This window comes from Cyanobium gracile UHCC 0139 (assembly GCF_034931325.1).
Classification (GTDB): domain Bacteria; phylum Cyanobacteriota; class Cyanobacteriia; order PCC-6307; family Cyanobiaceae; genus Cyanobium; species Cyanobium gracile_B.
In genome coordinates this window covers 1-22,907 of record NZ_JAYGHX010000007.1, presented here as the reverse complement: position 1 = coordinate 22,907, position 22,907 = coordinate 1, and the positions used below count along the sequence as shown (strand labels likewise).

Genomic DNA, 22,907 nt, shown 5'->3' with positions numbered 1-22,907 from the left:
ATGGCGCGGGCGCCGTTCAGCGGCCCTTGGCAAGGCTCCTGGCAAGGGTGTCCACCGATGTGGGCAGGGGGGTGTTGGCCGGGATGACGCCATTGGCGTAGAGCACCTGGCGGATCTGCTCCAGCAGCGGGGGCAGGTTGTTCTGCCGGGGGTCGAGCAGCTCGTACTGCTCCTGGGCCCCGGGATAGCGGATCCCCGCCAGCACGGCGGTGCCGGCGTCGGAATCGAGACCGAGATACTGGGCGACCTCATCGCGGACGGCGGCTGGACGTTGCCGCTCCTCCGCCCGCACGGCCTGCCAGCCCTGGACCAGGGCCAGCACGGCATCGGGGTGCAGGCGCAGAAGCTCGGGTTCGACCGCGAGCACATCGAGGATCTCGTTGGGGAGCTGGCGGCTGGTGAACAGCGTGTTCAGCGGCAGGGCGCGCAGCAGAATCTCGCTGCGGGGTGGGTAACTCACCACCGCCGCCACCGTCCCCTGGCGCAGGGACGCCTCCCACGAGGCGGCGGGCAGGAACCTGAGCTGGGACGGCACCGGAGGGGCCAGATCCTGGGACTCGAAGGCCCGGGCCAGCAGGTAACGGGAGAGGCTGCTGCGGTCGAGGGCGATCGGCCGGCCGACCAGGCTTTTGAGATCCTTCACCTCCGGGAGGGCCAGCACCTGATCGCCACCGCGGGATTCATCGATCACGTAGACGATCACCGGACAGCGCTCCGGGGCCACCCCACAGATGGTGACCACATCGATGGCTGTGGTGGCGATCGCCTGGGCCGCCCCCGCGACGTAGGCCTGCACCGCGCGGTCGTTGTCGGCGAAATTGCGCAGGTCCAGCCTGAGCCTGCGGGGGTCGTAGTGCTGCCGGGCCTGGGCCAGGGCGAAGTAGGCGTAGCCCGGCCAGGGATTGATGGCCAGCACGAACCGGGGTGGCTGGTGTGGGCAGCCGATCAGCAGCGCCAGCACCAGGGCCGCCAGAGCGGCCAGCGCGCCGTTCCGGTGCCGCTGGCCCGTGCGACGTCTCCCCGGTGGAAGGGCAAAGCCAGAGGCAGCCCCCATGGGTGGGCCTGAAATGTGAAAAAAGTATTATGGGTGATCAGAGCGAACCGTTGACGACCCGCCCGGCCCCGCCGCCGTTTCCCCCCCTGCTGCCTTCTCCGCCGCCAGATGAGCGCCAGCCCCGGGAGTGGAGCTCCCCGGTGGCTGCCGTGCTGGCCATCGGAGTCCTGGGCACCGCCCTGCTGACCTGGAGCAGCGTTCATCAGGCCACCCACGCCCACGGCAGCCGGGAACAGCCCGCGGCCGATCTCGTCGTCGCCGCCCTGCACCGGAAACTGGCGAGCACCGAATCGGTGCTGCGGGGTCTCGTCGGCCTTCAGATGGCGTCCCAGGAAGTCACCCTCGGCGAACTGCAGCGGTTCGTCGGTGCCCTCGAGAGTGATGGCCGCACCCTGGAGGGAATCAGCACCCTGGGCTTTGCGGCGAACGCCTCCGGGCAGGCGCCGATCCAGCTGATCGCGCCGATGGATCCGGGCAGCCGCGCCCTGCTGGGGTCGGATCTCTGGTCGTGGGTGCAGGGCTCCGGCGAGGAGCTGGGCCAGGAGCCCGCACCTGCGGAGGGGTGGCTGATCCCCGGCCGTCCCCAGCCAGGGGAGCCGGCCTTCCTGGTACAGATGCTGCCCTTCGGCAGCCCAACAGGCAGGGCCGCTGCGGGGTCACCAGCTGCCTCGCGCTGGGCCTTCGCCATCCTGCCGCTTCGGGATGTCATGCGGGCGGCCCTGAACCACCCGTTGATTCGGATGGACGAGCCCGTGGACCTGCAGCTGTACCTCGGCGATCGCGCCGACCCCGCCCAGCTCCTCTACGACTCCCGCAACCTCCCTGCGGCCGGCGTCCTGCCCCATGCCCGCTCCCACCGATTCGACGTCGGGGGCCAGCGGTGGCTGCTGCTGGTGCACCCCCTGCATGACGCCGCCCCCTGGCTGCCCTCCTGGGGGGCGGTGCTGCTGCTGGGTCTGGCCACCAGCCTGCTGGCCGCCCTGCTGAGCCGGGAGCTGCAGCGGCGGCGCCGTCTGACCGAACAGGAGGGCCGCAGCCTGGGGGAGCTGCGGAGCCAGCTGGAGGAGAGCCTCCAGTGGCTCCGCCTCCATCGCCGGGCCGGCTCCCTGATCCAGGAAGGGCTCGTGATCACCGACGGCGGCGGGGCGATCCTGGCCTGCAACGAGGCCTACGTCGCCATCACCGGCTACCCGGAGGAGGAGCTGGTCGGACGCAATCCCCGGATCATGAACTCCGGCTACCAGTCGACAGGGTTCTATGCCGCCCTGTGGGAGCACCTGCTCGCCAACGACCGCTGGGAAGGGGAGGTCTGGAACCGACGACGCACCGGTGAGGTCTATCCCGCCTGGATGCGGATGGGGGTGGTGCGAAACGGCGCCGGTGACCCCAGCCACTACATCGCCGCCCTCGCCGATATGACCGTGCTTCGGGAGAAGGACCGGCAGCTCGAGTATCTCGGCTTCCACGACCCCCTGACCCGACTGCCCAACCTGCAGATGGCCGAACTGCGTCTGGGTCAGCTGTGCCAGCAGTCCCAGCCCCTGATGGTGATCTGGATCGAACTGGACGGCATCAAGCGCATCGAGGAAAGCTTCGGCCCGGCCAAGGGGGATCAGCTGGTGCAGGTCGTGGTCGATCGGCTGGGCCGCTTCGTGGGACCCGCGGACGTCATGGCCCAGGTCGGCAGAAACGAGTTCCTGATCGTGCACGCGCTGGAGCCGGCCGACCCCACGGCCCTGGAGACGGCCCGCACCCTCACGGCCGCCCTCACGGATTCCATGGCTCCGGGGGGAGGGCTGGAGCTCACCCTGTCGGCGTGGGCGGGCGTGAGCTGCTTCCCATCGGACTCCAGGGAGCCGGAGAATCTGCTGCTGTTCGCCGCCACGGCCCTCGGTCAGGCCAGACGCAGGGGGCCGCAGACGGTGCTGCGGTACTCGGCCGAGATGACAGTCCGCAGCCGGCACCGCCTGGCGATCGAAGCCCATCTGCAGCGGGCCGTGGAAGCGGGCCAGCTGGAGCTGCTCTACCAGCCCCAGGTGAATGGCCAGGGGGAACTGCTGGGGGCCGAGGCCCTGCTGCGCTGGCGCAGTCCGAAGTTCGGTTCCGTGTCACCGCTGGAGTTCCTCCCGATCGCCGAAGCCAGCGACCTGATCCACAGGATCGGGGAATGGGCGCTGCAGGAGGCCTGCCGCCAGTGGCAGCTGTGGGTGCAGGCCGGCTTCGAGCCGGGCCGACTGGCGGTGAACCTCTCCAGCCGCCAGTTCCAGGATCCACGCCAGACCGTGCCGCAACTGGTGCAGGCGTGCCTGAGCCGCACAGGGCTGGCCGTTGCCCGACTGGAGCTGGAGATCACCGAGAGCTGCCTGATGCCGGCCCTCGGCACCCGGGAACAACTTCTAACCTTGGAAAGCATGGGTGTGGAACTGGCGATCGACGATTTCGGCACCGGTTTCTCCTCTCTGAGCACGCTCCACAGATTTCCGATTCACAAGCTCAAGATCGACCGTTCCTTCGTGGATGGGGTCGACAGCAACCCCACCTCCCAGTCGATCGTGCGCGCCACCCTGGCCATGGCCGAGGGCCTGGGGGTGCACGTTCTGGCCGAGGGGTGGAGAGGCCCGAGGAACTGGGCTATCTGCTCCGCTGCGGCTGCCCCGCCTTCCAGGGCTATCTGTTCAGCCATCCCCTGTCCGCCGAGGCGTTCGAGGACCTGCTGCGCAAGGGAAGAAGGCTCGGCCCGGTGGCGGGCGGTGAGCCGGCGGCGGTCCCCCTGCCATGAGTCAGTCCCGCCCCACCATGACGGTGCGTCAGGGCCTGCTGCTGGCCCTGCTGGCCGGCCTGGCGGTGCTCGGCAACGTGAGCGCGCTGCCGCTGTTCTTCGGCATCCAGGTCCTGCTCGGATCGATCGTCCCCACCCTGGTCCTGCTGTGGCGGCGGGGCTGGTGGAGCGTGGCGATCGCGGTGCTGGCCAGCCTCTACACCTGGAAGCTCTGGGGCCATCCCTGGGCCATCGTGATCTTCAGCGCCGAGGCCCTCTGGCAGGCGGTGTTCGTCAATCGCCTCAACGGCCCGCCGGAGAACGACATCAAGGGCCGGATCATCCTGGCCGAGATCACCTTCTGGCTCCTGATGGGCGCACCGATGGTGTTCTTCTTCTACGGCGTCGTGCTGCAGATCGATCCGGCGAATGTGGCCGTGACGGCCGCCAAGCAGGCGGTCAACGGCCTGGCCAACACGGTGGTGGCCTTCCTGCTGTTCGTTCTGCTGCAGGTGTGGCGCAACAGGAAGGGCCAGGGACTGCTGCCCCTGCGGGGCATCGTGTTCTCCGTGGTGCTGGCGTCCTTCACGTTGCCGTCGCTGGCCCTCACCTTCCTCTCGGGCAACCTGCTGCAGGGTGCGGCCCAGGAGTCGGTGCTCGACAACCTGCGCACCGTCGCCGAGACCGCGGCGCGGATGGATCCCCGCCAGCTCGGCGAACCCACCCGCGGACTGCCGGCCAGTCCGGGTGCGACGGCCTTCCTGCTCATCGGAAGGGAGGGCGAGAGGATCAGCTCCAATCCTGGATTGTTCCTGCGGCTGGAGAACAACTTCCAGCCGGCCCCGCAGGAGTTGATCCAGCCGGATGGGCTTCAGATCCTGGTGCCAAGGGGTCAACGCCCCGCCCTCAAGGTGTGGATCCAGGGGTACTGGAGCACGACCCTGACCTCTGGCCGCCATCGGGTGCAGGTGGTGCAGCCCGCCCGACCGGTGGTGCTGAAGCTGCAGGCCCAGAGCACCAGCCTGCTGACCACATCGCTGTGGCTGATGCTGCTGGGGGTGCTGCTGAGCGAGGTGACGGCCACCCTGGTGGAGGGTCAGATGCAGCTGCTGCGCGCCTCGGTGCCGGAGGTCGCCGACGACGGCCCCGGTCTCGCCGGCGATGTCGCGCCTGACGGGGGTTCGGGGGACAGCAGCGTCATCGCCGAGGTCCAGGGCCTGGTAGGCCGCCTCCAGGAGCACCTGCGCAGGGAAGCCCGCCTGAGCCAGGATCTCGCCGCCATGAGCGAACGGTTCCGGCAGAGCAGCGAACAACTGCGTCGGCTCTCGAGCACCGACCTGCTGACCGGGGCCCGAAACCGCTCCGAGCTGGAACGCAGCCTGCGGCTGATCAGCCAGCGGGCCTCCGACTACACCGTGCCCCTCTCCTGCCTGGCCTTCGCGGTGCAGGGCCTGCGGCCGATCAACACCGTTCTCGGCCGGCAGAAAGGTGATGAGGTTCTGCAGCGACTGATCGCCAATGTGAAGCGGCTGCTGCATGCCAACGACGAACTGTTCCGCATCGGAGGCAGTGAATTCCTTTTGCTGCTCTGGGATCAGCCACTTGAATCGGCCCGCACCACAGCGGAACAGATCCGCAGAATCGTCACCGAGACGGTCCTGCCGGCGGGGAACGGCCCGTCCAACGGGCTGGCGATGAATGCCGGGGTGAGCCTGCTGGATTCCTCAGACAGCAGGGGGCAGGCGATGCTCTCGCGGGTGGAGCTGGCCCTGAACCAGTCCCGCGAGCTGGGGGCTAATCAGGTCGTGGTGCGCTGAGGCAGGCCAGCGGCCTCCAGCCGGGCCTCCAGTTCCTCGGGCTCATCCACCGGCAGCCGGGTCACCAGTTCACCGTCCACCACCAGCACGGGAGCCTGACCGCAGGCTCCCAGACAGCTGACGTGCTGCAGAGCCCAGACGCCGTCCCCCACCGGATCATCGAGGCGGACCCCAAGGCGTTGCTCGATGCGCGCCGCCACCTGCCCCCCTCCCTTGACGTAGCAGGCGGTGCCGAGGCAGATGGCGCAACGGTGGGCGGTGGGGGGCTCCAGCCGGAACAGGTGGTAGAAACTGGCCACGCCGTGGACGCGGCTGAGCGGCAGCCGCATGGCGACAGCCACCACCCGCAGGGCCTCCGGCGAGAGATAGCCGTGGAGCTCCTGCACCTGGTGCAGCACCTCGATCAGGGCATCGGCGCGGGCCCCGTGGCGACGGACCACCTGGGTGATGCGCGGGTCATCGGTGGCTGTTGCTGCGGCTGCGATGGAGCTGGTCATGCCGGAGATCTCCCACCCCCTCTTGCTAGCCACCGGCTGAGCGATGGTCAGCACGGGCAGGGACAAAAGCCTGACGGACGCGATCGGCCGCAATACCTATAATCATTCTTGATGTGGACGCCGGCCGATGACTCTCCTCCTCCGACAGGCCCAGCTACAGGCGGCGATGTTGGGCATGGCCCTGCTGTTCGCATCGGCAACGCTGGCCTGTGAGAAGCATCTCAAGGGGCATCAGCACAGCGCCGAAACCCAGACGGAAGGCCTCAGCCGCTGAAGCCATCAACCACCGACAGTCGGTGGGATCAGCGACTCCGTGATTGTGAGTTTCCTTCGTCAGTCACCACAATTTGATTTCGCACCAACGTCGCTATCGATCACGATTGGTCGTCCTGGCTGTTGCCTTGATCGGCCTGTTCCTCGTGGATCTGCTCCTCTCGAGGCGCCTGGGAATCACGTTGTATCCGTACTACTGGATCCCCGTCGTTCTCTCTGCCCTGTTCGCCACGCCCCGCCAGGTGGGCTGGTTCACCAGCCTGGCGATCGTCCTGACCATCGTCTGGTCGCTCCTCGCTCCCCAGGCCACCACCCTCAAGCTGCTGCTGCGGCTGGCCGGTCTGATCGGGATGGCTTGGGTCTCGATGCACCTGGCCAAGGAACTGCGTGCGCAGGAGCGCAGCAACCGGGAGCTGAAGGACCACTACCAGCTGCTGGCCGAAAACGCCCCCGACGTTGTCCTCAGCAGTGATCGGCAGGGGCGGATCTCCTGGGTGTCCCCCTCGGTGCATCAGCTGCTGGGCCACCACGCCCGCGACCTCAAGGATCGGACCATCGCCGACCTGGTGCTGGAGCCGGACCACGCCCGTCTGGATCAGGCCATCGGCCAGGTCCTTCAAGGGGAGAACAGCGGCTGCGATCTGCGCTTCCGAGCCGCCGACGGCCACGGCCGCTGGATCTCCATGGCCCTGCGGCCGATGGCCGGCGCCGATGGCGTGGTGACAGGCATGGTGGGCAGCTGGCGCGACATCCAGGGCGAAGTGGACGCCCGCCTGGCGGAGGAGCGCACCAAGGCGGCCCTGGCCGCCTCGGAGGAGCGGCTGCGGCTCACGATGGAGAACACCTCCACCGGCATCGCCCTGCTCGACGCCGAGGGCCATGTGCTCTCCATCAACCCCGCCGCTGGCGGGATGCTCGGACGGGACCCGAGCGACCTGGAGGGGCTCACCTGGCCCTCGTTCTCACCGCCGGAGGACCGGGACGGCGAAGCCCCGCTGATGGCGGAGCTGCTGGACGGCCGGCGCCGTTGCTATCGCCTGCGCAAGCGGATCCTCCAGGGGGAGAGCCCCCCCCTCTGGGTGGACTGCAGCGTCTCCTGCTCCCGCCATGCCAACGGCAGCCTGGCCTTCGTGATCGCCCAGTTCAACGACGTGACCGAGATGGTGCAGGCGGAAGCCGCCCTGGCCACCTCGGAGCAGCGCTACCGACTGCTGGCGGAGAACTCCAGCGATGTGGTGCTGCTGATCAAGGAGGGACAGGTCAGCTGGATCTCCCCCTCCCTCACCTGCATGCTGGGCTGGCAGCCGGAGGACTGGATCGGCCATCCGCTCAGTCGCTTCATCCCTCCCGACGACCATCCGGTACTGGACCAGGACCTGCAGAGCCTCGCCGCAGGCCGGACGGTGGTGCGCCGGCTGCAGGCCCTGGCCCACGACCGCAGCCATCGCTGGGTGGAACTGCATGCCAGTCCCCACCGGGATTCCATGGGCCAGCTCGACGGCATCGTCGGCTCGTTCCGCACGGTGGACCAGGAGGTGGCCGCCGAACGGGAACTGGCCCGCCGGGCCTGCACCGATGAACTGACGGGCCTGGTGAACCGCCATGAGGCCCTCGAGCGCATCACCGCCATCGCCGGGCGGGTGGTGCGCAAGGGGGAGGCCACCGCCGTGCTGTTCTGCGATCTCGACAACTTCAAGGAGATCAACGACACCTTTGGCCATGTGCCCGGCGACGAACTGCTCCGGACGGTGGCCGCCCGGATCCGTACGGGCCTGCGCAGCGGCGACATGGCCGCCCGCATCGGCGGCGACGAGATGGTGGTGGTGCTGCAGGGGGTGCGGGGGCTGAGCGATGCGGTCACCCTCGCCGAGAAGCTCCGCCGGGCCGTGGCCGAGCCGATCGTCACCAGTGCCGGCAGCCTGTCGATCACCCTCAGCATCGGGGTGACCATGGTCCGGCCGGGCGAGAACCCCGACGAGATCATCTCCAGAGCTGACAACGCCATGTACCGGGCCAAGCAGACCGGCCGCAACCAGGTGGTGCCCTTCAGCGAGCAGACGGACAGCGCCGATGGCCGCAGCGTCTCCTGGCAGCCCGCTCTCTGAGGAGTGCCAGGGCGGAATGGCCTTGCAACGACCGGCGACACTGGGTGGCGAGCGAACGGAGACCACCGCCATGCAGATCGCAGGGATCGACCATGTGGTGCTGCGCTGCAAGGATCTCGAACGGATGGAGCGCTTCTACACCGAGGTGCTGGGCTGCGCTGTAGCGCGACGCAATGACGCCCTGGGCATGATCCACCTGAGGGCTGGCAATGCCCTGATCGATCTGGCGGCGGTCAGCGGCGAACTGGGTCGCCGGGGAGGGACAGCACCGGCGAAGGACGGCCACAACCTGGATCACTTCTGCCTGCGGATCGAACCCTTCGACGAAGGCGCCCTGCGGGCCCATCTGGGACGTCAGGGCATCGATGCCGGCCCCCTGCATCACACCTACGGGGCCGAAGGTGTGGGGCCGGCCCTCTACCTGGAGGACCCAGAAGGGAACAGCATTGAGTTGAAGGGCCCGCCGCCAATCTGAACCCGGGGCCCGGAAGGAAGGGCCCCGGTCTGGTTCAACCGCGCCAGGTGGGCAGGCCACCGTGGGCCAGGGTGCCACGCTGGCGCCAGAGTGCCGCCGAACTGACGTCGATGCCGTGACGTAGCGCCAGATCAGCTGCTTTCTGCGGCGAATCGGATGCACTCAGTGCGGCGGCAAAATCCGGATCACAACGGGCCAGTTCCTTCACCCGGTGGAGGGCCTCGGTGGCGTTGGCATGGGACTGAACAGTCGCCTCGGTACGAGGCATTTCACAGGTGGATTCGTGGGTATATTTGCGAACTGGCATGGGATCTCCTCCGCTCTTTCCTTGACCATAGTCGGTCGGAATCGTGAGCGAGATAAGTGGAAACACCCATCCCATCCCTTCATGATGCTGGAGAGGATGATCGGAAATAGGACGATCCCTTTCCACTACTGGCGGCATCGCCATAGATTCTCGTGGCAGGGAAGTACTCCGACTCCAATTGCACAGTTGCTGCCACATCTTCCCCGGCAGTTTCTGCGATGAAAGACAGCATGAGGTCGATGCCCGAGGAGATGCCGGCCGCGGTCCAGATGGTGCCGGAGCGGGTGAAGCGCTCCTCCACCACCTCCACGTCGCCGAGGGCCCGCAGACGCTCGAGGGAGGCCCAGTGGGTGGTGGCCCGCCGGCCGCTGAGCAAGCCGGCGGCGTGCAGCAGGAAGGCGCCGGTACAGACGGACAGCACCGCACGGCAGCTGGCCGCCTGGCGCCGGATGAAGCCGATCAGCTCGGCATTGGCCACCTCGGTGCGGGTGCCCTGGCCGCCCGGGACCAGCAGCACATCCAGCGGTGGAGCCGACGCGAAGCTGGCGTGGGGCAGCAGCAGCATCCCCTTGGCGCAGGTGATCGGACCTTCCTCCTGGGCGATCAGCAGGCACTGACTGGGGCCGCTCCGCTGGCGTGCCCAGAGCGTGGCCATCTCCCACGGACCGACGGCGTCGAGCTCCTCCACCCCGGGGAACAGCAGGATGCCGAAACGGCCCGCCCCGGCAGCGGAGGACAGGGCTGGATCCATCGTCAACCCCGCCCGCGGGCGCTGATCAACGGCAGCTGTGGCTCTTCACCAGGAGGCGATGCTGAACAGCAACTGCAGCAGGGCGAAACCCGCCAGACAGGTGGCGGCCAGCAGGGGTGCGACATGTACCAACTTCGGGATCCCACGATGTCTCCGGTCTAGGCCGGGTGTCCTCAGGGGGAAAGCCCGACCATCCGGCGCGTGTGGAGAGCCACAGACACAGTTGGAGATGAACTTTTGTCCTGGGCGACGGGTCGGAAGCCCCGCAGGCGCCCCGGCACCTGGGCCGCGACCACCACCCCGGTCGGCGCACTGGCCAGGCCCGCCTCCCGCAGCCGCTGCACGGTCCACCAGTTGCAGTTGCGGCTCCAGAGATAGGCGGCGTGAGCAGGGAAGAACCGGCCCCGCTGGCCGGGACGGGGCGGCAGGGGAGCCAGGCGCTCGCCGTCGCGATCGCGCCGGGCGGAGCGCTCCAGGGCGCTCAGCAGGGCCCGCAGGGTGATGGCCTCCACCTGCCGGTGCTGCACGGCCACCGTGCCCGCCAGCCGCGGCGGATCGGGATGGCCGGCCAGGAAGAGCACCGATTCGGTGGGCAGCAACAGGGCAGCGACCACGGCCTGGGGGCTGCGCTCTCCCCCGTGGAAGTAGCGCCGGTCACCCCAGGCGACCTCCAGAAACGGGGCCGCCTCGGCTCCCGGAGGACCGAGCCGCCAGCCGGGGGGCTGCTGCACCACGATTGAGGTGTGGTGCCCCCAGTCCGCCACCAGCACTGTGTAGCTCCCCGGCGGAGGCTGGGGCAGCCGCACCTGGGCGGCGCGGGGCTCGGGCACCACGACGGACTGCAGCAGGGGCCGTCCCACCAGCTCCAGCAGCACGGGAAGGAACGGCATGGGGGCAGGGGGACTTGAACCCCCACAGCCTTGCGGCCTGCGGATTTTAAGTCCGCTGCGTCTACCAGTTTCGCCATGCCCCCGCGGGGAGATCCTAGATTCGCCCCACTTCGCGACATCCCCGGTGGCCCTGAGCAGCCTGCCGCTCGACACCCTGCTGGTGATCGGCGCCTACCTGGCCATCGCGGGCGCCTACCTGCTGGTGGTGCCCCTGGCGCTCTACTGGTGGATGCACAAGCGCTGGTATGTGATGGGGAAGATCGAGCGCACCGCCATCTACGGGATGGTGTTCCTGTTCTTCCCGGGGCTGATCCTTTTCGCCCCCTTCCTCAACCTGCGCATGGCGGGCCAGGGCGAGGCCTGATCGGTGACCCGCGCACAGGCGATCCTGCTGGGCCTGGTGGTCTTCGCCATCGGCGGGGGTGGTTACTGGGTGTTCCGCTCCAGCGGCCTGGAGGGCTTCTCCCCCGGCATCGCCGCGTCGGCGCTGCTGATGCTGGTGGTGCTCGGCTGGACCGCCAGCTACCTGCTGCGGGTGGTGGGCGGCAAGATGACCTACATGAAACAGCGGCGCCGCTACCGCGCCGCCTACGACGCCATCACCGACGACGAACTGCAGCGCAAGTTCGAAGCCCTCAGCCCCGAGGAGCAGGCGAAGCTGCTGGCCGAAGTGGGGCAGCTTCAGGCCGATGCGGAGATGTGAGGGCCCTGGCCGGCCCACGGACGACCCCATAGGCTCAGAAGCACCGTCCTGCCTTCCGGCCCGATGAGCGTCGCCGCCACCGCCGGCCCCAGCACCGCCCCCACCCTGATCCAGGAACGCTTCACCGCCCTACGGGCCCAGGAGACGTGCGCCCTGATGCCCTTCCTGATGGCGGGCGATCCCGATCTCACGGTCACCGCCGCCAGCCTGCTGGCCCTGCAGGCCGCCGGTGCCGACCTGATCGAGCTGGGCATCCCCTACAGCGATCCCCTCGCCGATGGCCCGGTGATCCAGGCCGCCGCCAGCCGCGCCCTGGCGTCCGGCACCACGCCCGGTCGGGTGCTGGAGATGCTCACCTCCCTGCGGGGCCGGCTCCGCGTTCCGGTGGTGCTGTTCACCTACAGCAACCCCCTGCTCAACCGGGGCATGGAGACCTTCTGCCGCGCGGCGGCCGCCGCCGGTGCCGCCGGGCTGGTGGTGCCCGATCTGCCGCTGGAGGAGGCCCGGAAGCTCTCCGCCATCGCCGCCGGCCACGGCCTGGATCTGGTGCTGCTGGTGGCGCCCAACACCCCGGCCGAACGCATGGCCCGCATCCATGCCGCCAGCCGCGGCTTCACCTACCTGGTGAGCGTCACCGGGGTGACAGGGGTGCGTACCAGCCTGGAAGACCGGGTGGGTCCGCTGGTGGGGCGGCTGCGGGAACTGGGCCCCACACCGGTGGCCGTGGGCTTCGGCATCGCCACCGGCGAGCAGGCCTTCCAGGTGCGCCGCTGGGGCGCCGATGGCGCCATCGTGGGCAGCGCCCTGGTCCGGCGCATGGCCGAAGCCCACGGGAGCGGCGCCGATGTGGCCGCCGAGGCCGGCGCCTTCGTCGCCAGCCTGCGCACGGCCCTCGACCAGCCGCTCTGAGCCTGCCTCAGAGGGCAGGCGCACAGGCGCCCAGGGCCAGGGCCAGCAGCAGGGCGGCGATCAGCGACGGGACAGGCATGGCCATGGGGCATCTCCCCCCATGATGGGCCGATGGACGTCGACGCCCTGGCCTTTTCGCCCGCCTGCCTGCGCAACCAGGAGCCGATCCTGGCGTTGTTGCGCCACTGGCTGCCCCCCGGCGCGCGGGTGCTGGAGGTGGGCTCGGGCAGCGGCCAGCACGCCATCCACATGGCGCGCCATCTGCCCGGGGTCCGCTGGCAGCCGAGCGAGCGCCAGGAGGCCCTGGCCGGCCTGGGTGCACGCATCGCCCTGGAGGGCGGGGACGGACTGGCCCCGGGGGCGCAGGTGGCGGCCCCGCTGGTGCTGGAGGTGACCCAGCCCCACTGGCCCGCGGGCCCCTTCGAGGCGGTGTTCACGGCCAACACGCTGCACATCATGCCGGCGGCGGCGGTGCCCCACCTGCTGGCCGGCGGCGCCAGGGTGCTGGCCGAGGACGGCCTGTTGCTGGTCTATGGCCCCTTCCGTTACGGCGAGCGCCACACCGCCGCCAGCAACGAGGCCTTCGATGCCCACCTGCGCCAGCTGGATCCGGCGATGGGGGTGCGCGACGCCGAGGTGATCGAGCGCGAGGCCGCCAGCCTGGGGCTGCAGCTGCAGGCCGATGCGGCGATGCCCGCCAACAACCGGCTGCTGGTGTTTCAGAAGCACGGCGAGGGGCGCGGGGGATGAAAGGCTGAGGGGCGTTCACCCCGACCCGGCGGCCGCCGCCGTTCGCCCATGAAATTCGTCCTCTGGGGCACCTACTGCACCGATGTGCTCGAGCGCCGCACCCCCTACCGGGAGGAGCACCTGGCCGGACTGAAACGCCAGAAGGAAGAGGGCCTGCTGCTCACCCTGGGGCCCACAGCTGACACCCGTTTCGTGTTCGGGATCTACGAGGCCGACGACCAGGAGACGGTGGAGAGCCTCGTCAAGGGGGACATCTACTGGCGGCAGGGCATCTGGACCGCCGTGGAGATCCACCCCTGGATCCAGGCCTTCTGAACCGGCAACGACTCAGGCGCGGGGCCAGCCGTCCAGGGCCTGCTGCCACACCCAGGCCGCCACCGCCTCCGGCCCGCCCTCACCCAGGACCTTGGCATAGCCGCCCATCTGTCCGATCCCACCAGCGGCGATCGCGGCGATCGCTTCCGGGGAGGCGATGCCGTTGCGCTCCAGGGCCGCCATCTTGAGCGTCTTGCCGCGGCGGATGACGTTGCCCCCCTGGAGGTGGCAGCCGGCGCAGTGGGCCCCGAACAATGAGCCCCCTGCATCGAGGGCGCTCAGCTTGAGGACGCTGCCGTCGCCGGCATCGGCCTCAGGCCCGATGGACTCAACCAGCGCCGGCGCCGAGGCATGGACGACGCCAGGGAAGCCGAGAGCGGCCGGCGGCACGATCAGGCCCAGCAGCAGCAGCAGGGCCACCAGGAATGACACCAGGCGACGCCAGGGAATCAATCCTCTTCGTCGGCGCTGCCGGCGGGGATCAGTCGGATCTGCTTGCGACCGAGCTTGATCTCGAACTCATCGCCGGGCTTGAGATCCAGCATGGCGGTGTAGGCCTTGCCAATGAGGAGATTGCCGTTGCCCTGCACCGTGGCCACGTAACTGAGCTTGCGCCCCCCCTTGCCCACCTTGCCGGCAGCACCGAACTCGACCCCTTTGGCCTCCAGAAGGGCCTCGTAGAAGGCGGTGAAGTTCAGGCGCTCAGCGCCATCCTTCTTGGTAGAAACATAGCCACAGGCGCGCACGATCTCGGACTTGCCGACATCGCCGAGCTCCTTGACCTTGGCCAGCAATTCCGATCCAGTCAGCATGGTATGTAGGTGGAGGCAGGTGTGAGGTTAGACGTAAAACCTACACCAGCGCGATCAGCCTTCCGCCGATAGCGGCCACGATCAATGCACAACCACCTCCTCAATGCTGCCGATCCGTCCACTCCGGCCCGATGATTGCCATCAGCTGATCGCCGTCTATCACGAAGCGGTCATCAGCCAGGCCGGGAACCTCTACAGCCCGTCGCAGATCGAGGCCTGGTCGCAACAGGCCGGTCGCCATGATGACTTCCGGTCGTCATTGCTACGCGGCCATGGGTTGGTGAGCACCACCCACCACGACGACACGATCATCGAGGCGTTTGCCCTTCTCGATCCCGCCGACCGGCTCGCCCTGCTCTACTGCCGGGGACGATCGAGTCGCCAGGGCCGGGCCAGCGCGCTGCTGGAGGCCCTGGAGCAACACGCCCGCTCCCAGGGGGTGGCTCGCCTGCGCACCGAGGCCAGCCAGCTCTCGCGGCCGCTGCTGGAGCGGCGCGGCTGGGTGGTGGACGGGGAGGAGACGGTGACACTCGGCGGGGTCGCCTTCCTGCGCTGGCGGATGGGCAAGGATCTGCTCTGACGCCAGCCCTTCCCCTCCCATGGCCGAAGCCCAGCTGCAGCAGTTCCTGGAGAAGGTCCGCCAGCTCAACGCCTTCGTGGCCCTGAGCGAGGCCGACCCTGCCCTGCGCCAGGCCCTGCGGGACTGCGGCGACCACCACCAGGTGGTGGCCCTGGCCCGCTCCCGGGGCTTCGAGATCGGTCGACGCTGGGGGGAGCCGCCACCGGAGGACGGGCTTGAGGAGGGCGCCAGGGATGGCCGGGCCTCCCTGGTGCGAGGCCCCTGCCCCGCCGACGGGGAGGAGGTCACCGCCGTGCTGGTGGAGACACCGCAGTTGCGGCTGGAGCGGATCCACTCGTGCAACGCCAGCAGTCCTGAGGGCTTCTGGTACGACCAGTCGGAGCATGAGTGGGTGGTGCTGCTGCAGGGGAGTGCCCGGCTCCAGTTCGCCGATGAGGCCGAACCCCGCGCCCTCGCCTGCGGTGATGCCCTGCTGATCAGTGCGGGCCGTCGGCACCGGCTGCTGGCGACTGACCCGCCGCCTGGAACGATCTGGCTGGCCCTGTTCTGGCCTGCGCCTGCCGCTCCTTGACCTCCCGTTCATTGACCTGGCGCACCATCCAGAATGCCGCCGCCAGACACACCACCGCGATCCCGAGCCCCACCACCAGCATGGGCTTGTTCTCCGCGTTCGGCGGCAGCACGATCACCTTCCGGGCCACGGCGGTGATCGCCGTGAGCAGCACCAGCTCGATCTGCACCACGTGGCGGCGCAGGTAGGAGGTGATGTTCTGCAGCACCTCGATGGCGATCAGCAGGTTGAGCAAATCGCCCAGCACGGCAATGAGGCCTTCTCCCACCCAGCGCCGGGCCGGATCGAGCAGCTGCATGATGACCTCACCAGTGAACTTGAGCGCCGCCACCGCCAGCACCAGGAACAGCACCGCGGCCAGCAACTTGGCCACCAGGCGCTCGCCCCGGTCGATCAGGTGCAGGAAGGAGGTGTCCTGGAAGATCCGCTGCAGACGTCGCATCAGTTCTTGAACGGCTGGAAGTTCGGCTGGGCTGGCGTGTCACTGGGCGGATTCTCGATCACCGTGTCGCAGGTGACGGAGCCATCCGCTCCGGTGACGCAGTTGGTGGGCTTGATCTGGGTTTCCGGGCCCACACTGCCACCACGTTTGAGCATGAAGGACTCCACCTGGGCCTGGGCCGCGGCAGTGAAGCAGAGACCGCTGACCAGGGATGCGGCGGCTCGCAGGGACCAGGGAAGGGCGCGGTGGAGCTTGGCGGAGGCGTTCATGGCGGTGGGCGTCGGCAGGGGCCGCAGGATCGTTCAGCCCCCACTCTGGGGGCTGCTCGCCTGGCCCGCCAGAGCGGAGCGTCCGGCTGCTCAGGCTCCGCCGTCCAACCGGATTTCCTGCAGCAGTAAGTCGAGCTGTCCCATGGAATCCTCCAGCAGGCCGTCGTCTGCGGCGGGGTCGGCCCCGGCGCCGGCCTCCTCGGAGAGCCAGCCGGCCTCAATGGCGCAGAGCCGCTCCGCCAGCCCGGCGGCCCCCTGGTGGCTCCAGGTGCGGTGTAGCTCGGCCATCAGGACGGGCATGCGGATCGAACCCGCCCTCAGGGCCCGACGCAGGTCGGACTGGGTGCGACCGCTGAGGCGCAACCAGTCCTTGAGGAGGCTCTGGAGCTCGTCGAGCTGCTCCGGGCTGAGGGTGGGGGCGGAGGCAGGCATCGCCGGACGCTACCCCTACCGGCGGGAAAGGGGAAACCAGCGGTCGAGCCGGCCCTGGGCCCGGGAGCGGATCGCCGGGGTGCGATGGGTGCTGCAGAGCCCAAGCAAGGCGGTGAGGGCCACCATGTCGTCGCTGAAGCCCGCCGCCGGAATGAAATCGGGGATCACATCGAGGGGCAGCAGCAGATAGGTGAGGGCCGCCAGGACCGTCAGCCGCACCTGGGGCGGGGTGGCGCCATCGAGGAGCAGTTCCAGGCACTCGAAGGCGGGACGGGCAATGGTGCGGCCGGCGCGGCGCAGCAGCCGCACCAACAGGGCCTCATCCACCACCGAACTTTCCAGCACCTCCGCATCGACGGGGTCATGACCGGCACCAGCCTGGTGAGGGGCGGCCTGGTCAGCGAAGGCAGTGGCCGAAGGGGCACCAGCCATGGCGATCTGCTCGAGGAAGGGAACACGCCACAGGAGGGGCGTCAGGCCATTCTGTGGGCGCTGGCGCCGGAAGGACGAGGGGCGGATCCCCCACCCTTCACTCCTCGACCAGGCCGCTCTCGATGCCGGTCTTGCGGAGCTTGCGCAGGGCGCGCTGCACCACCTGGCGGCAGTACTCACGGCTGCACTCCAGCTGGCGGGCCACCTCGGCCAGGGTGCGCCACTCGTGGCTGCCGTCGAGCCCGAAGCGCAGCATCACCACCGTGCGTTCCTTGGGGGTGAGGTTGGACTTCTCCAGGAGCGTCCAGACTGACTCGGTGCGTTCGGCCTGCTCGGCCCGCTCCATCGGCGCCGGCTCGTTGCTGGGCAGCACGTCGACCAGCTCGGAGGGATCGGCCTTGGAGCGCACGGCCCCCTGGAGGCTCACGGTGACGCTGCGCAGCTCGCAGCCCAGCAGATCCTCCACCTCGGCCACGGGCAGCCCCATGGCGGTGGCCAGCTCGGCGGCGTTGGGGGAGGAACCGTGGGACTGGAGGTGGCGCGCCTTGGCGGCCCGTAGCCGGGTGAGTTTCTCGTTGACGTTGACCGGAATGCGGATCGTGCGGCTCTGGGTGGAGAGGGCCCGGTTGAGGCCCTGGCGAATCCACCAGTAGGCATAGGTGCTGAAACGGTGACCACGGGTGGGGTCGAACTTCTCGACCGCGCGGGTCAGACCGATCGTTCCTTCCTGGATGAGATCAAGCAGATCGAGACCCTTGCCTTGATAACGCTTGGCGAGATTGACGACGAGCCGCAGATTGGCTGTCACCATTTGCTGTTTTGCGCGCTCCCCGGTGCGCAGCGTGCGCTTCTCAAGATCGTCGAAATCGCAGGCAGGGCCGCTGCCACCGGCCTGGGCGCAACGCTCGTTGAGGCTCACCATCGCCTGCACTTTTCGCCCGAGCGTGAGCTCCTGCTCAGGGGTGAGCAGCTGATGGCGGCCAATCTCGCCGAGAAAGGCACTGAGGGAACTCGCCATGGAGCATCCGAATCGCTGTGTTGAACCTAGGGTTGTTTCTGGATGTTCCTGAAACGAACAGAAAGCCTTCAGTGTTCCGTTGCGGCTTCCACATACGGCCCCTGAACGCGCCGCCTGTTTCCAGAATTTCTGCTGATTTGCTCCTTCCAGTGCCATCCAGGGTTCCCGGCGTCAGGGAGCCAGCCGCTACCGTCCGGGACGATCACCTGACACCAGCCGATGGCCGGGCTTCTCTCCATCCCCTCCGAGGTGCTCTCCAGCGCCGGAGTGGCCTACGTCCACTACCTGAGCTTCATGGTCTGCTTCGGGGCCCTGGTGCTGGAGCGGCGCCTGATCCGGCCCGACCCTGACCGCAAGGACGCGATCCTGATGGTGATCACGGACGTGACCTACGGCCTGGCCGCCCTGGGGGTGCTGCTCAGCGGCATCCTGCGGGTTCTCTACTTCGGCCAGGGCTCCAGCTTCTACACCGAGAACCCCCTGTTCTGGTGGAAGGTGGGCACGTACCTGGCGGTGGGCGCCCTCTCCCTGTACCCCACCATCACCTACATCCTCTGGGCCATCCCCCTGCGCAAGGGGGAGCTGCCGAAGGTGAGCGAGGCCCTGGCCAACCGCCTGCGCTGGGTGCTCAACATCGAGCTGGCGGGCTTCGCCGCCATTCCCCTGATGGCCGCCCTGATGGCCCGCGGCGTCGGACTGGCGGGCTGATGGCCCGGCCCTGGCCGCTCGGGCTGGTGCTGGGCGGGGCTGTGGCCGCCCTGGTGCTGCCGGCGCTGGCGGGGCCCCTTCCGCCGGCCGGCCCCAGCTGTCCCCCCAGCCTGGCCACGCGGCCCATGGGGGAGACCCCGCCAACGGCCGCGCCTGTCGCGCCCGCTGCAGCCCCTGCCACCGCCACGGATTATCGCCAGTGGCTGCGGCCGACACCCTTCGGCTGGGCGCGACTGGATCACTGGTGCGTCTGGGTGGAGCCAGCGGCCCCTTCGGGTCCGGCCCAGATGTGGGACGAGCGCTGGCTGGGTGCGGTGGAGCGGGCCCTGGGCACCTGGGGGCAGGAGCTGGCGATCACCCAGGTGGCGGATCCGGCGGCGGCCCAGGTGCGGATCCTGCGGCGCCGGCCGCCCCTGCTCAGGCAGGCCACCGGCCGCACCCGGGCCAGCCATGGCCGGGCCGAGCTGGCGGTGGTGGCGGTGGATCGGGGTACGGGCTGGTCCCTGGAGCCCCAGGTGCGGGTGCTGATCAGCCCGGGACAGCGACCCGAGGCCACCGAGGCCACGGCCCTGCACGAGCTGGGCCATGCCTTCGGGCTGTGGGGCCACAGCGACGATCCGGCCGATGCGATGGCGGCGGTGCCGGGCCCCCGACCGGTGCTGGCGCTCAGCCCGCGGGATCGGGCCACAGTTCGGTGGCTCTACCAGCAGCCCACCGACTTCGGCCGGCCCCTGCCGGCAGCAGCGGTGCCCGCTCAGCCCGGCGGAGCGTCCTCAGGGGGTGCGGGCCGCTGAGCAGGGTGCCGGTGGTGGTAAGGCACGAAGCCGAGGCCGTAGATCTGCTCGAGCCGGGAGGGGCTGAGGGCGTGGTCGGGGGTGCCGTGGCAGCGGAGGCTGCGGTTGAGGCAGAGGACGCCGTCGCAGGTGCGGCGCACCATCTCCAGATCGTGGGAGACCTGCAGGATCGTCCAGCCCTCGCTGCGGCGCAGCTGGTAGAGGAGGGTGTGGAACTGTTCGGCGGCGCGGGCATCGAGGCCGGCCTGGGCCTCATCGAGCACCAGCAGGCGGCGGGGGCGCACCACGCAGGAGGCCAGCAGCACCCGCTTGAGCTGGCCGCCGGAGAGCTCCGACAGCAGCCGGTCGGCCAGATCGGCGCAGAGGGTCTTGCGCAGGGCCTCGCGAACGGCGCTGCGGCGGGCCTCACGGCCCAGCCAGGGCAGGGCCAGGCCCGGGGGATCCCAGCCGAGGCCAACGAACTCGGCCACCGTGAGCGGGAAGCGGCCGCGGGGGATCAGGGTCTGGGGCAGGTAGGCGAGCCGGGCGCGCAGTTCGCGCGGCAGCTGGCCGTGGCTGCCGAGGCTGCAGCCCAGGAAGCGCACCTGGCCGGCCTGGCGGGGCAGGATGCCGAGGATGGCCTGCACCAGGGTGCTCTTGCCGGCGCCGTTGGGGCCGACCAGGGCCGTGTCGGATTCAGCCACCAGCTGGAAGCTGACGTCATCAACGGCCGTGACTCCCTCGCGCCGCACGCTCAGGTGGCTGACTTCGAGAACCATTTCGGCCATGGCTGCAGCCTACCCAGAAGCCCCACCGCCGGCCGCCGCCGCCGAGAATGGGGCCTCAACGCTGCGCCCCTCCCCCTGCCATGACCTGCCTCGCCGTGACCGGAGCTTCAGGCAAGACGGGTTGGCGGGTGGTGGAAGAGGCCCTGGGCCGGGGCTGGCGGGTGAAGGCGATCCTGCGGCCCGGCTCCGAGGTGCCGTCGGGGCTGGCCGGTGCGGAGCTGGTGCGGCTGGAGCTGGGTGATGCGGAGGCCCTGGCGGCGGCGCTGGAGGGCTGCGACGCCCTGGTGATCGCCACCGGGGCGCGGCCGTCGGTGGATCTGGCCGGGCCGCTGAAGGTGGATGCCCTGGCGATGCGGCCCCAGATCAGCGCCTGCAAGGCCGCCGGTGTGACGCGGGTGGTGCTGGTGAGCTCCCTGTGCAGCGGCCGCTGGCTGCACCCGCTCAACCTGTTCGGCCTGATCCTGGTGTGGAAGGGGGTGGGGGAACGCTGGCTGGCGGCCAGCGGCCTGGAGTGGACGGTGGTGCGCCCCGGTGGGCTGAAGGAAACAGAAGATGGGATCGAGGCCGAGGGGATCCGCTACAGCGGACCCGACCAGCAGGAGAGCGACAGCATTCCGCGGCGGCTGGTGGCGCGGGTGTGCCTGGATGCGGTGGAGAGCCCGGCGGCGATCGGCCGCATCATCGAAGTGACCAGCAGCCCCGAGCAACCGGCCGTGCCGCTGGCGGAGTGGCTGGCGAGCAGCGCCGCCTGAGGGCGGCTGTAGGGTCGCCGGGGCGGTGGCGGCTGGATGCGCAAACCCACTCTCCTGCTGGTGTTGACGGTGCTGATCACCGCCGGAGCCAGCTTTGCGGCGGCCAACCTGCTGCTGCGCCACGCCAGCCCCACAGGCCCGCGCGTGGCTGCGGCGTTGCCGCCCCTGCCGGGGGGCGTGGCCCTGGGGGATCCGACGCCGAAGTTTGTGGGGGAAACGCGGGTGCTGGCGATGGAGGCGATCGACGCCACCGCCTGGGCACCGATGAACCAGGCGCTGGTGCAACTGGCGCGCCGCTTCCTCGACTACCCCTTCAAGGGGTTCTCCCTCGATGGCGGCCCGAAGGAACAGCTGGTGCTCGATCTCAGCACCTTCGACTGCTTCCTGTTCGTGGAGCAGCTGCTGGCGCTGAGCAACAGCCGCAAGGTGGACACCCTGGACGAAGGGATGGAGCGCTTCGGCGCGCACGTGCGGCGACTGCGCTATGTGGATGGGGAGGTGGACTACTGCAGGCGGCAGCACTACTTCAGCCGCTGGGCCGAGGCGGCCGAGCGCAACGGCTATGTGGTGAACCTCACCCCGTTCCTGCCGGGGGCCAGCAGCCGCACGGTGGCGCTCAACTTCATGAGCAACCACGCGAGCAGCTACAAGCCGATGCAGCTGGCCCGCAACAAGCAATGCATCACGGAGCTGGAGAAGGACCTGGTGCTTGAGCAGGCCTACATCCCCCTGGCGGCGCTGCCGGGGGTGCTGCCCTCACTGCGCAACGGCGACATCTTCGCGCTGGTGACGAAAGTGCCGGGACTGGATGTGACCCACGTGGGCTTCCTGGAGAAGCGCGACGGGGTGGTGAACGCGATCCACGCGGCGGAGGGGGCGGGGGTGATCCGCAGTGAGAACTTCGAGACGTACGCCGGCAAGGTGCAGGATGTGATCGGGGTGGCGATTTATCGGCCGAGGCCGAATGATGGGGAGAAGAAGAGTGCTACTGAATCGGGGGGATAAGTGAAAGTATATCCGATTCAGCGAAGGTAACACCATTGGAGAATCGGAATGACTCGATTAAATTGGCAGGAGACAAGAAGTAGTTGGCGACAACCAATTGATCCTTGGTTGAGAACTTCATCTCAAGGTGCATGTCTTGACGACGGACGGAATAGAGCTCAGTTGATTTCAGATTGGAGAAGGTGACAATATCCCTGTTTAAGGGATTTTGATCAAAGTCAGCAATGGTCTTCGTGGATCCGCTCCGTGCAATCACATAGGTGTCATCCCCCACTCCTCCATTCAGGCTGTCGCTACCGGTACCGGAAACCAGGCGGTCGCGGCCAGGACCGCCAAAAAGAGCATCGTGACCTGCACCTCCATCAAGAATGTCATCACCATCTCCTCCGTAAAGCGCGTCGTTCCCGTTCCCCCCAATCAAGACATCATTGAGAACGCCACCATGCAAAAGGTCGTGCCCGTCAAGTCCTTTGATCCTGTTCACCATATCATTATAGCCGCCTAGAGTGTCGCTACCGGAGGTTGCTCCACCCACCACGACACGACCCCGAATCTGCCTCTCGTCCCAGACGACTCCGTTCGAAAACTCAAACGCTTCGATGCGATAGGGCTCTGATACAAAGTAGTTTTCAACTGTCAGCTTGCCTCCACCGGAATATCTAAGACTAAGGTGATTGTCGTGCCGTTCAACCGAAGAAACATCTTGTGAGCGTATATTCTG

The 22,907-nt window shown here is 68.7% G+C and carries 30 protein-coding genes, 1 tRNA gene and 1 pseudogene; 17 read left to right on the top strand and 15 right to left on the bottom strand.

Features of this window, described 5'->3' with window-relative positions; genetic code table 11:
- Positions 1–16 precede the first annotated feature (16 nt).
- Complete coding sequence (locus tag VB738_RS11795; RefSeq protein ID WP_323305918.1) at positions 17–1,054, bottom strand: hypothetical protein; 1,038 nt, start codon at positions 1,052–1,054, stop codon at positions 17–19.
- 29 nt (positions 1,055–1,083) lie between these two features.
- Here VB738_RS11795 and VB738_RS16475 point away from each other — a divergent pair.
- The 3 genes and pseudogenes from VB738_RS16475 to VB738_RS11780 all read left to right on the top strand — a co-directional run.
- Positions 1,084–3,603 (top strand): annotated as a pseudogene (locus VB738_RS16475) (putative bifunctional diguanylate cyclase/phosphodiesterase); the annotation flags it as partial.
- Between the two features lie 59 nt (positions 3,604–3,662).
- The gene (locus VB738_RS11785) at positions 3,663–3,833 is read left to right on the top strand and encodes a hypothetical protein (protein ID WP_323305916.1); all 171 of its coding nucleotides are present in this window, start codon (positions 3,663–3,665) and stop codon (positions 3,831–3,833) included.
- A complete protein-coding gene (locus tag VB738_RS11780) occupies positions 3,830–5,629 on the top strand; it encodes a GGDEF domain-containing protein (RefSeq protein ID WP_323305915.1) in 1,800 nt (599 codons plus the stop codon). Before VB738_RS11785 ends, VB738_RS11780 begins: the two co-directional genes overlap by 4 nt.
- On the opposite strand, the gene VB738_RS11775 is transcribed toward VB738_RS11780, so the two are convergent.
- Positions 5,611–6,126: an NAD(P)H-dependent oxidoreductase subunit E gene (locus tag VB738_RS11775; RefSeq protein ID WP_323305914.1), complete on the bottom strand. Its 516-nt coding sequence runs from the start codon at positions 6,124–6,126 to the stop codon at positions 5,611–5,613. The genes VB738_RS11780 and VB738_RS11775 overlap by 19 nt on opposite strands.
- A gap of 127 nt (positions 6,127–6,253) precedes the next feature.
- On the opposite strand from VB738_RS11775, the gene VB738_RS11770 reads away from it, so the two are divergent.
- The 3 genes from VB738_RS11770 (at position 6,254) to VB738_RS11760 (ending at position 8,979) form a co-directional block, all read left to right on the top strand.
- Complete coding sequence (locus tag VB738_RS11770) at positions 6,254–6,400, top strand: hypothetical protein (protein ID WP_323305913.1); 147 nt, start codon at positions 6,254–6,256, stop codon at positions 6,398–6,400.
- Between the two features lie 127 nt (positions 6,401–6,527).
- Positions 6,528–8,504: a PAS domain S-box protein gene (locus VB738_RS11765; RefSeq protein ID WP_323305912.1), complete on the top strand. Its 1,977-nt coding sequence runs from the start codon at positions 6,528–6,530 to the stop codon at positions 8,502–8,504.
- 16 nt (positions 8,505–8,520) lie between these two features.
- A complete protein-coding gene (locus VB738_RS11760) occupies positions 8,521–8,979 on the top strand; it encodes a VOC family protein (RefSeq protein WP_323305911.1) in 459 nt (152 codons plus the stop codon).
- 34 nt (positions 8,980–9,013) lie between these two features.
- On the opposite strand, the gene VB738_RS11755 is transcribed toward VB738_RS11760, so the two are convergent.
- The 4 genes from VB738_RS11755 to VB738_RS11740 all read right to left on the bottom strand — a co-directional run bounded on the left by VB738_RS11755 (position 9,014) and on the right by VB738_RS11740 (position 11,010).
- The gene (locus VB738_RS11755) at positions 9,014–9,361 is read right to left on the bottom strand and encodes a hypothetical protein (RefSeq protein WP_323305910.1); all 348 of its coding nucleotides are present in this window, start codon (positions 9,359–9,361) and stop codon (positions 9,014–9,016) included.
- A 4-nt stretch (positions 9,362–9,365) separates the two neighbouring features.
- Positions 9,366–10,037 carry a DJ-1/PfpI family protein gene (locus VB738_RS11750; protein ID WP_323305909.1) on the bottom strand — a complete coding sequence of 224 codons (672 nt, stop codon included), beginning with the start codon at positions 10,035–10,037 and terminating at the stop codon, positions 9,366–9,368.
- A gap of 173 nt (positions 10,038–10,210) precedes the next feature.
- On the bottom strand, positions 10,211–10,927 hold the full coding sequence (locus VB738_RS11745) for a DUF2459 domain-containing protein (RefSeq protein WP_323305908.1): 717 nt from the start codon (positions 10,925–10,927) through the stop codon (positions 10,211–10,213).
- Positions 10,927–11,010: transfer RNA gene (locus tag VB738_RS11740), tRNA-Leu, on the bottom strand. Before VB738_RS11740 ends, VB738_RS11745 begins: the two co-directional genes overlap by 1 nt.
- Positions 11,011–11,051: 41 nt before the next feature.
- Between VB738_RS11740 and VB738_RS11735 the strand changes: the two genes are divergently transcribed.
- The 5 genes from VB738_RS11735 to VB738_RS11715 all read left to right on the top strand — a co-directional run bounded on the left by VB738_RS11735 (position 11,052) and on the right by VB738_RS11715 (position 13,604).
- Positions 11,052–11,291 (top strand): NAD(P)H-quinone oxidoreductase subunit L, encoded by a 240-nt coding sequence (locus tag VB738_RS11735; protein ID WP_323305907.1) that lies wholly within the window; start codon positions 11,052–11,054, stop codon positions 11,289–11,291.
- Between the two features lie 3 nt (positions 11,292–11,294).
- A complete protein-coding gene (locus tag VB738_RS11730) occupies positions 11,295–11,630 on the top strand; it encodes a DUF3007 family protein (RefSeq protein ID WP_323305906.1) in 336 nt (111 codons plus the stop codon).
- A gap of 63 nt (positions 11,631–11,693) precedes the next feature.
- Positions 11,694–12,539, top strand: a complete 846-nt coding sequence (gene trpA, locus VB738_RS11725; protein WP_323305905.1) for a tryptophan synthase subunit alpha — start codon at positions 11,694–11,696, stop codon at positions 12,537–12,539.
- 111 nt (positions 12,540–12,650) lie between these two features.
- Entirely contained in the window at positions 12,651–13,289 is a 639-nt protein-coding gene (locus VB738_RS11720) for a DUF938 domain-containing protein (protein WP_323305904.1), read from the top strand.
- A gap of 48 nt (positions 13,290–13,337) precedes the next feature.
- Positions 13,338–13,604, top strand: a complete 267-nt coding sequence (locus tag VB738_RS11715; RefSeq protein WP_323305903.1) for a YciI family protein — start codon at positions 13,338–13,340, stop codon at positions 13,602–13,604.
- A gap of 12 nt (positions 13,605–13,616) precedes the next feature.
- Here VB738_RS11715 and VB738_RS11710 read toward each other — a convergent pair whose 3' ends face one another.
- A complete protein-coding gene (locus VB738_RS11710) occupies positions 13,617–13,928 on the bottom strand; it encodes a c-type cytochrome (RefSeq protein ID WP_323306054.1) in 312 nt (103 codons plus the stop codon).
- Between the two features lie 125 nt (positions 13,929–14,053).
- Positions 14,054–14,416 carry an AbrB family transcriptional regulator gene (locus VB738_RS11705; RefSeq protein WP_216909975.1) on the bottom strand — a complete coding sequence of 121 codons (363 nt, stop codon included), beginning with the start codon at positions 14,414–14,416 and terminating at the stop codon, positions 14,054–14,056.
- Positions 14,417–14,519: 103 nt separating this feature from the next.
- Between VB738_RS11705 and VB738_RS11700 the strand changes: the two genes are divergently transcribed.
- Both VB738_RS11700 and VB738_RS11695 read left to right on the top strand, forming a co-directional pair.
- On the top strand, positions 14,520–14,996 hold the full coding sequence (locus VB738_RS11700; protein WP_323305902.1) for a GNAT family N-acetyltransferase: 477 nt from the start codon (positions 14,520–14,522) through the stop codon (positions 14,994–14,996).
- Positions 14,997–15,015: 19 nt separating this feature from the next.
- Entirely contained in the window at positions 15,016–15,567 is a 552-nt protein-coding gene (locus VB738_RS11695; protein WP_323305901.1) for a Nif11 domain/cupin domain-containing protein, read from the top strand.
- Here VB738_RS11695 and VB738_RS11690 read toward each other — a convergent pair.
- The 5 genes from VB738_RS11690 to VB738_RS11670 all read right to left on the bottom strand — a co-directional run bounded on the left by VB738_RS11690 (position 15,473) and on the right by VB738_RS11670 (position 18,160).
- Positions 15,473–16,009 carry a phosphate-starvation-inducible PsiE family protein gene (locus VB738_RS11690; RefSeq protein WP_323305900.1) on the bottom strand — a complete coding sequence of 179 codons (537 nt, stop codon included), beginning with the start codon at positions 16,007–16,009 and terminating at the stop codon, positions 15,473–15,475. The two genes, VB738_RS11695 and VB738_RS11690, sit on opposite strands and share 95 nt — an antisense overlap.
- Positions 16,009–16,278, bottom strand: coding sequence for a hypothetical protein (locus tag VB738_RS11685; RefSeq protein ID WP_323305899.1), 270 nt, complete (start codon positions 16,276–16,278; stop codon positions 16,009–16,011). Before VB738_RS11685 ends, VB738_RS11690 begins: the two co-directional genes overlap by 1 nt.
- Positions 16,279–16,368: 90 nt before the next feature.
- A complete protein-coding gene (locus VB738_RS11680; protein WP_323305898.1) occupies positions 16,369–16,710 on the bottom strand; it encodes a hypothetical protein in 342 nt (113 codons plus the stop codon).
- Positions 16,711–16,725: 15 nt separating this feature from the next.
- The gene (locus tag VB738_RS11675) at positions 16,726–17,142 is read right to left on the bottom strand and encodes a YkvA family protein (RefSeq protein ID WP_323305897.1); all 417 of its coding nucleotides are present in this window, start codon (positions 17,140–17,142) and stop codon (positions 16,726–16,728) included.
- A gap of 97 nt (positions 17,143–17,239) precedes the next feature.
- A complete protein-coding gene (locus VB738_RS11670; protein WP_254976425.1) occupies positions 17,240–18,160 on the bottom strand; it encodes a sigma-70 family RNA polymerase sigma factor in 921 nt (306 codons plus the stop codon).
- Between the two features lie 219 nt (positions 18,161–18,379).
- On the opposite strand from VB738_RS11670, the gene VB738_RS11665 reads away from it, so the two are divergent.
- Complete coding sequence (locus tag VB738_RS11665) at positions 18,380–18,868, top strand: DUF2214 family protein (protein ID WP_094584798.1); 489 nt, start codon at positions 18,380–18,382, stop codon at positions 18,866–18,868.
- Positions 18,868–19,662, top strand: coding sequence for a peptidase (locus tag VB738_RS11660; protein WP_323305896.1), 795 nt, complete (start codon positions 18,868–18,870; stop codon positions 19,660–19,662). The genes VB738_RS11665 and VB738_RS11660 overlap by 1 nt, the downstream gene beginning before the upstream one ends.
- Here VB738_RS11660 and VB738_RS11655 read toward each other — a convergent pair.
- Positions 19,623–20,429 (bottom strand): metal ABC transporter ATP-binding protein, encoded by an 807-nt coding sequence (locus tag VB738_RS11655; protein WP_094584799.1) that lies wholly within the window; start codon positions 20,427–20,429, stop codon positions 19,623–19,625. The genes VB738_RS11660 and VB738_RS11655 overlap by 40 nt on opposite strands.
- Before the next feature lie 80 nt (positions 20,430–20,509).
- On the opposite strand from VB738_RS11655, the gene VB738_RS11650 reads away from it, so the two are divergent.
- Positions 20,510–21,181 carry an SDR family oxidoreductase gene (locus VB738_RS11650; RefSeq protein WP_323305895.1) on the top strand — a complete coding sequence of 224 codons (672 nt, stop codon included), beginning with the start codon at positions 20,510–20,512 and terminating at the stop codon, positions 21,179–21,181.
- A 36-nt stretch (positions 21,182–21,217) separates the two neighbouring features.
- Positions 21,218–22,186 carry an N-acetylmuramoyl-L-alanine amidase-like domain-containing protein gene (locus VB738_RS11645; protein WP_323305894.1) on the top strand — a complete coding sequence of 323 codons (969 nt, stop codon included), beginning with the start codon at positions 21,218–21,220 and terminating at the stop codon, positions 22,184–22,186.
- Here the strand turns inward: VB738_RS11645 and VB738_RS11640 are convergent.
- Positions 22,167–22,907, bottom strand: a 741-nt coding sequence (locus tag VB738_RS11640) for a calcium-binding protein (RefSeq protein ID WP_323305893.1), incomplete at its 5' end; no start/stop codon positions are given. The two genes, VB738_RS11645 and VB738_RS11640, sit on opposite strands and share 20 nt — an antisense overlap.

Bases quoted from the DNA above. Each gene is read 5' to 3' on its own strand.
- VB738_RS11795 (WP_323305918.1), bottom strand. From the start codon at position 1,054: ATGGGGGCTGCCTCTGGCTTTGCCCTTCCACCGGGGAGACGTCGCACG.
- VB738_RS11780 (WP_323305915.1), top strand. From the start codon at position 3,830: ATGAGTCAGTCCCGCCCCACCATGACGGTGCGTCAGGGCCTGCTGCTG.
- VB738_RS11775 (WP_323305914.1), bottom strand. From the start codon at position 6,126: ATGACCAGCTCCATCGCAGCCGCAGCAACAGCCACCGATGACCCGCGC.
- VB738_RS11770 (WP_323305913.1), top strand. From the start codon at position 6,254: ATGACTCTCCTCCTCCGACAGGCCCAGCTACAGGCGGCGATGTTGGGC.
- VB738_RS11760 (WP_323305911.1), top strand. From the start codon at position 8,521: ATGGCCTTGCAACGACCGGCGACACTGGGTGGCGAGCGAACGGAGACC.
- VB738_RS11755 (WP_323305910.1), bottom strand. From the start codon at position 9,361: ATGGGATGGGTGTTTCCACTTATCTCGCTCACGATTCCGACCGACTAT.
- VB738_RS11750 (WP_323305909.1), bottom strand. From the start codon at position 10,037: ATGGATCCAGCCCTGTCCTCCGCTGCCGGGGCGGGCCGTTTCGGCATC.
- VB738_RS11745 (WP_323305908.1), bottom strand. From the start codon at position 10,927: ATGCCGTTCCTTCCCGTGCTGCTGGAGCTGGTGGGACGGCCCCTGCTG.
- trpA (WP_323305905.1), top strand. From the start codon at position 11,694: ATGAGCGTCGCCGCCACCGCCGGCCCCAGCACCGCCCCCACCCTGATC.
- VB738_RS11720 (WP_323305904.1), top strand. From the start codon at position 12,651: ATGGACGTCGACGCCCTGGCCTTTTCGCCCGCCTGCCTGCGCAACCAG.
- VB738_RS11715 (WP_323305903.1), top strand. From the start codon at position 13,338: ATGAAATTCGTCCTCTGGGGCACCTACTGCACCGATGTGCTCGAGCGC.
- VB738_RS11705 (WP_216909975.1), bottom strand. From the start codon at position 14,416: ATGCTGACTGGATCGGAATTGCTGGCCAAGGTCAAGGAGCTCGGCGAT.
- VB738_RS11700 (WP_323305902.1), top strand. From the start codon at position 14,520: ATGCTGCCGATCCGTCCACTCCGGCCCGATGATTGCCATCAGCTGATC.
- VB738_RS11695 (WP_323305901.1), top strand. From the start codon at position 15,016: ATGGCCGAAGCCCAGCTGCAGCAGTTCCTGGAGAAGGTCCGCCAGCTC.
- VB738_RS11690 (WP_323305900.1), bottom strand. From the start codon at position 16,009: ATGCGACGTCTGCAGCGGATCTTCCAGGACACCTCCTTCCTGCACCTG.
- VB738_RS11685 (WP_323305899.1), bottom strand. From the start codon at position 16,278: ATGAACGCCTCCGCCAAGCTCCACCGCGCCCTTCCCTGGTCCCTGCGA.
- VB738_RS11680 (WP_323305898.1), bottom strand. From the start codon at position 16,710: ATGCCTGCCTCCGCCCCCACCCTCAGCCCGGAGCAGCTCGACGAGCTC.
- VB738_RS11675 (WP_323305897.1), bottom strand. From the start codon at position 17,142: ATGGCTGGTGCCCCTTCGGCCACTGCCTTCGCTGACCAGGCCGCCCCT.
- VB738_RS11670 (WP_254976425.1), bottom strand. From the start codon at position 18,160: ATGGCGAGTTCCCTCAGTGCCTTTCTCGGCGAGATTGGCCGCCATCAG.
- VB738_RS11665 (WP_094584798.1), top strand. From the start codon at position 18,380: ATGGCCGGGCTTCTCTCCATCCCCTCCGAGGTGCTCTCCAGCGCCGGA.
- VB738_RS11660 (WP_323305896.1), top strand. From the start codon at position 18,868: ATGGCCCGGCCCTGGCCGCTCGGGCTGGTGCTGGGCGGGGCTGTGGCC.
- VB738_RS11655 (WP_094584799.1), bottom strand. From the start codon at position 20,429: ATGGCCGAAATGGTTCTCGAAGTCAGCCACCTGAGCGTGCGGCGCGAG.
- VB738_RS11650 (WP_323305895.1), top strand. From the start codon at position 20,510: ATGACCTGCCTCGCCGTGACCGGAGCTTCAGGCAAGACGGGTTGGCGG.
- VB738_RS11645 (WP_323305894.1), top strand. From the start codon at position 21,218: ATGCGCAAACCCACTCTCCTGCTGGTGTTGACGGTGCTGATCACCGCC.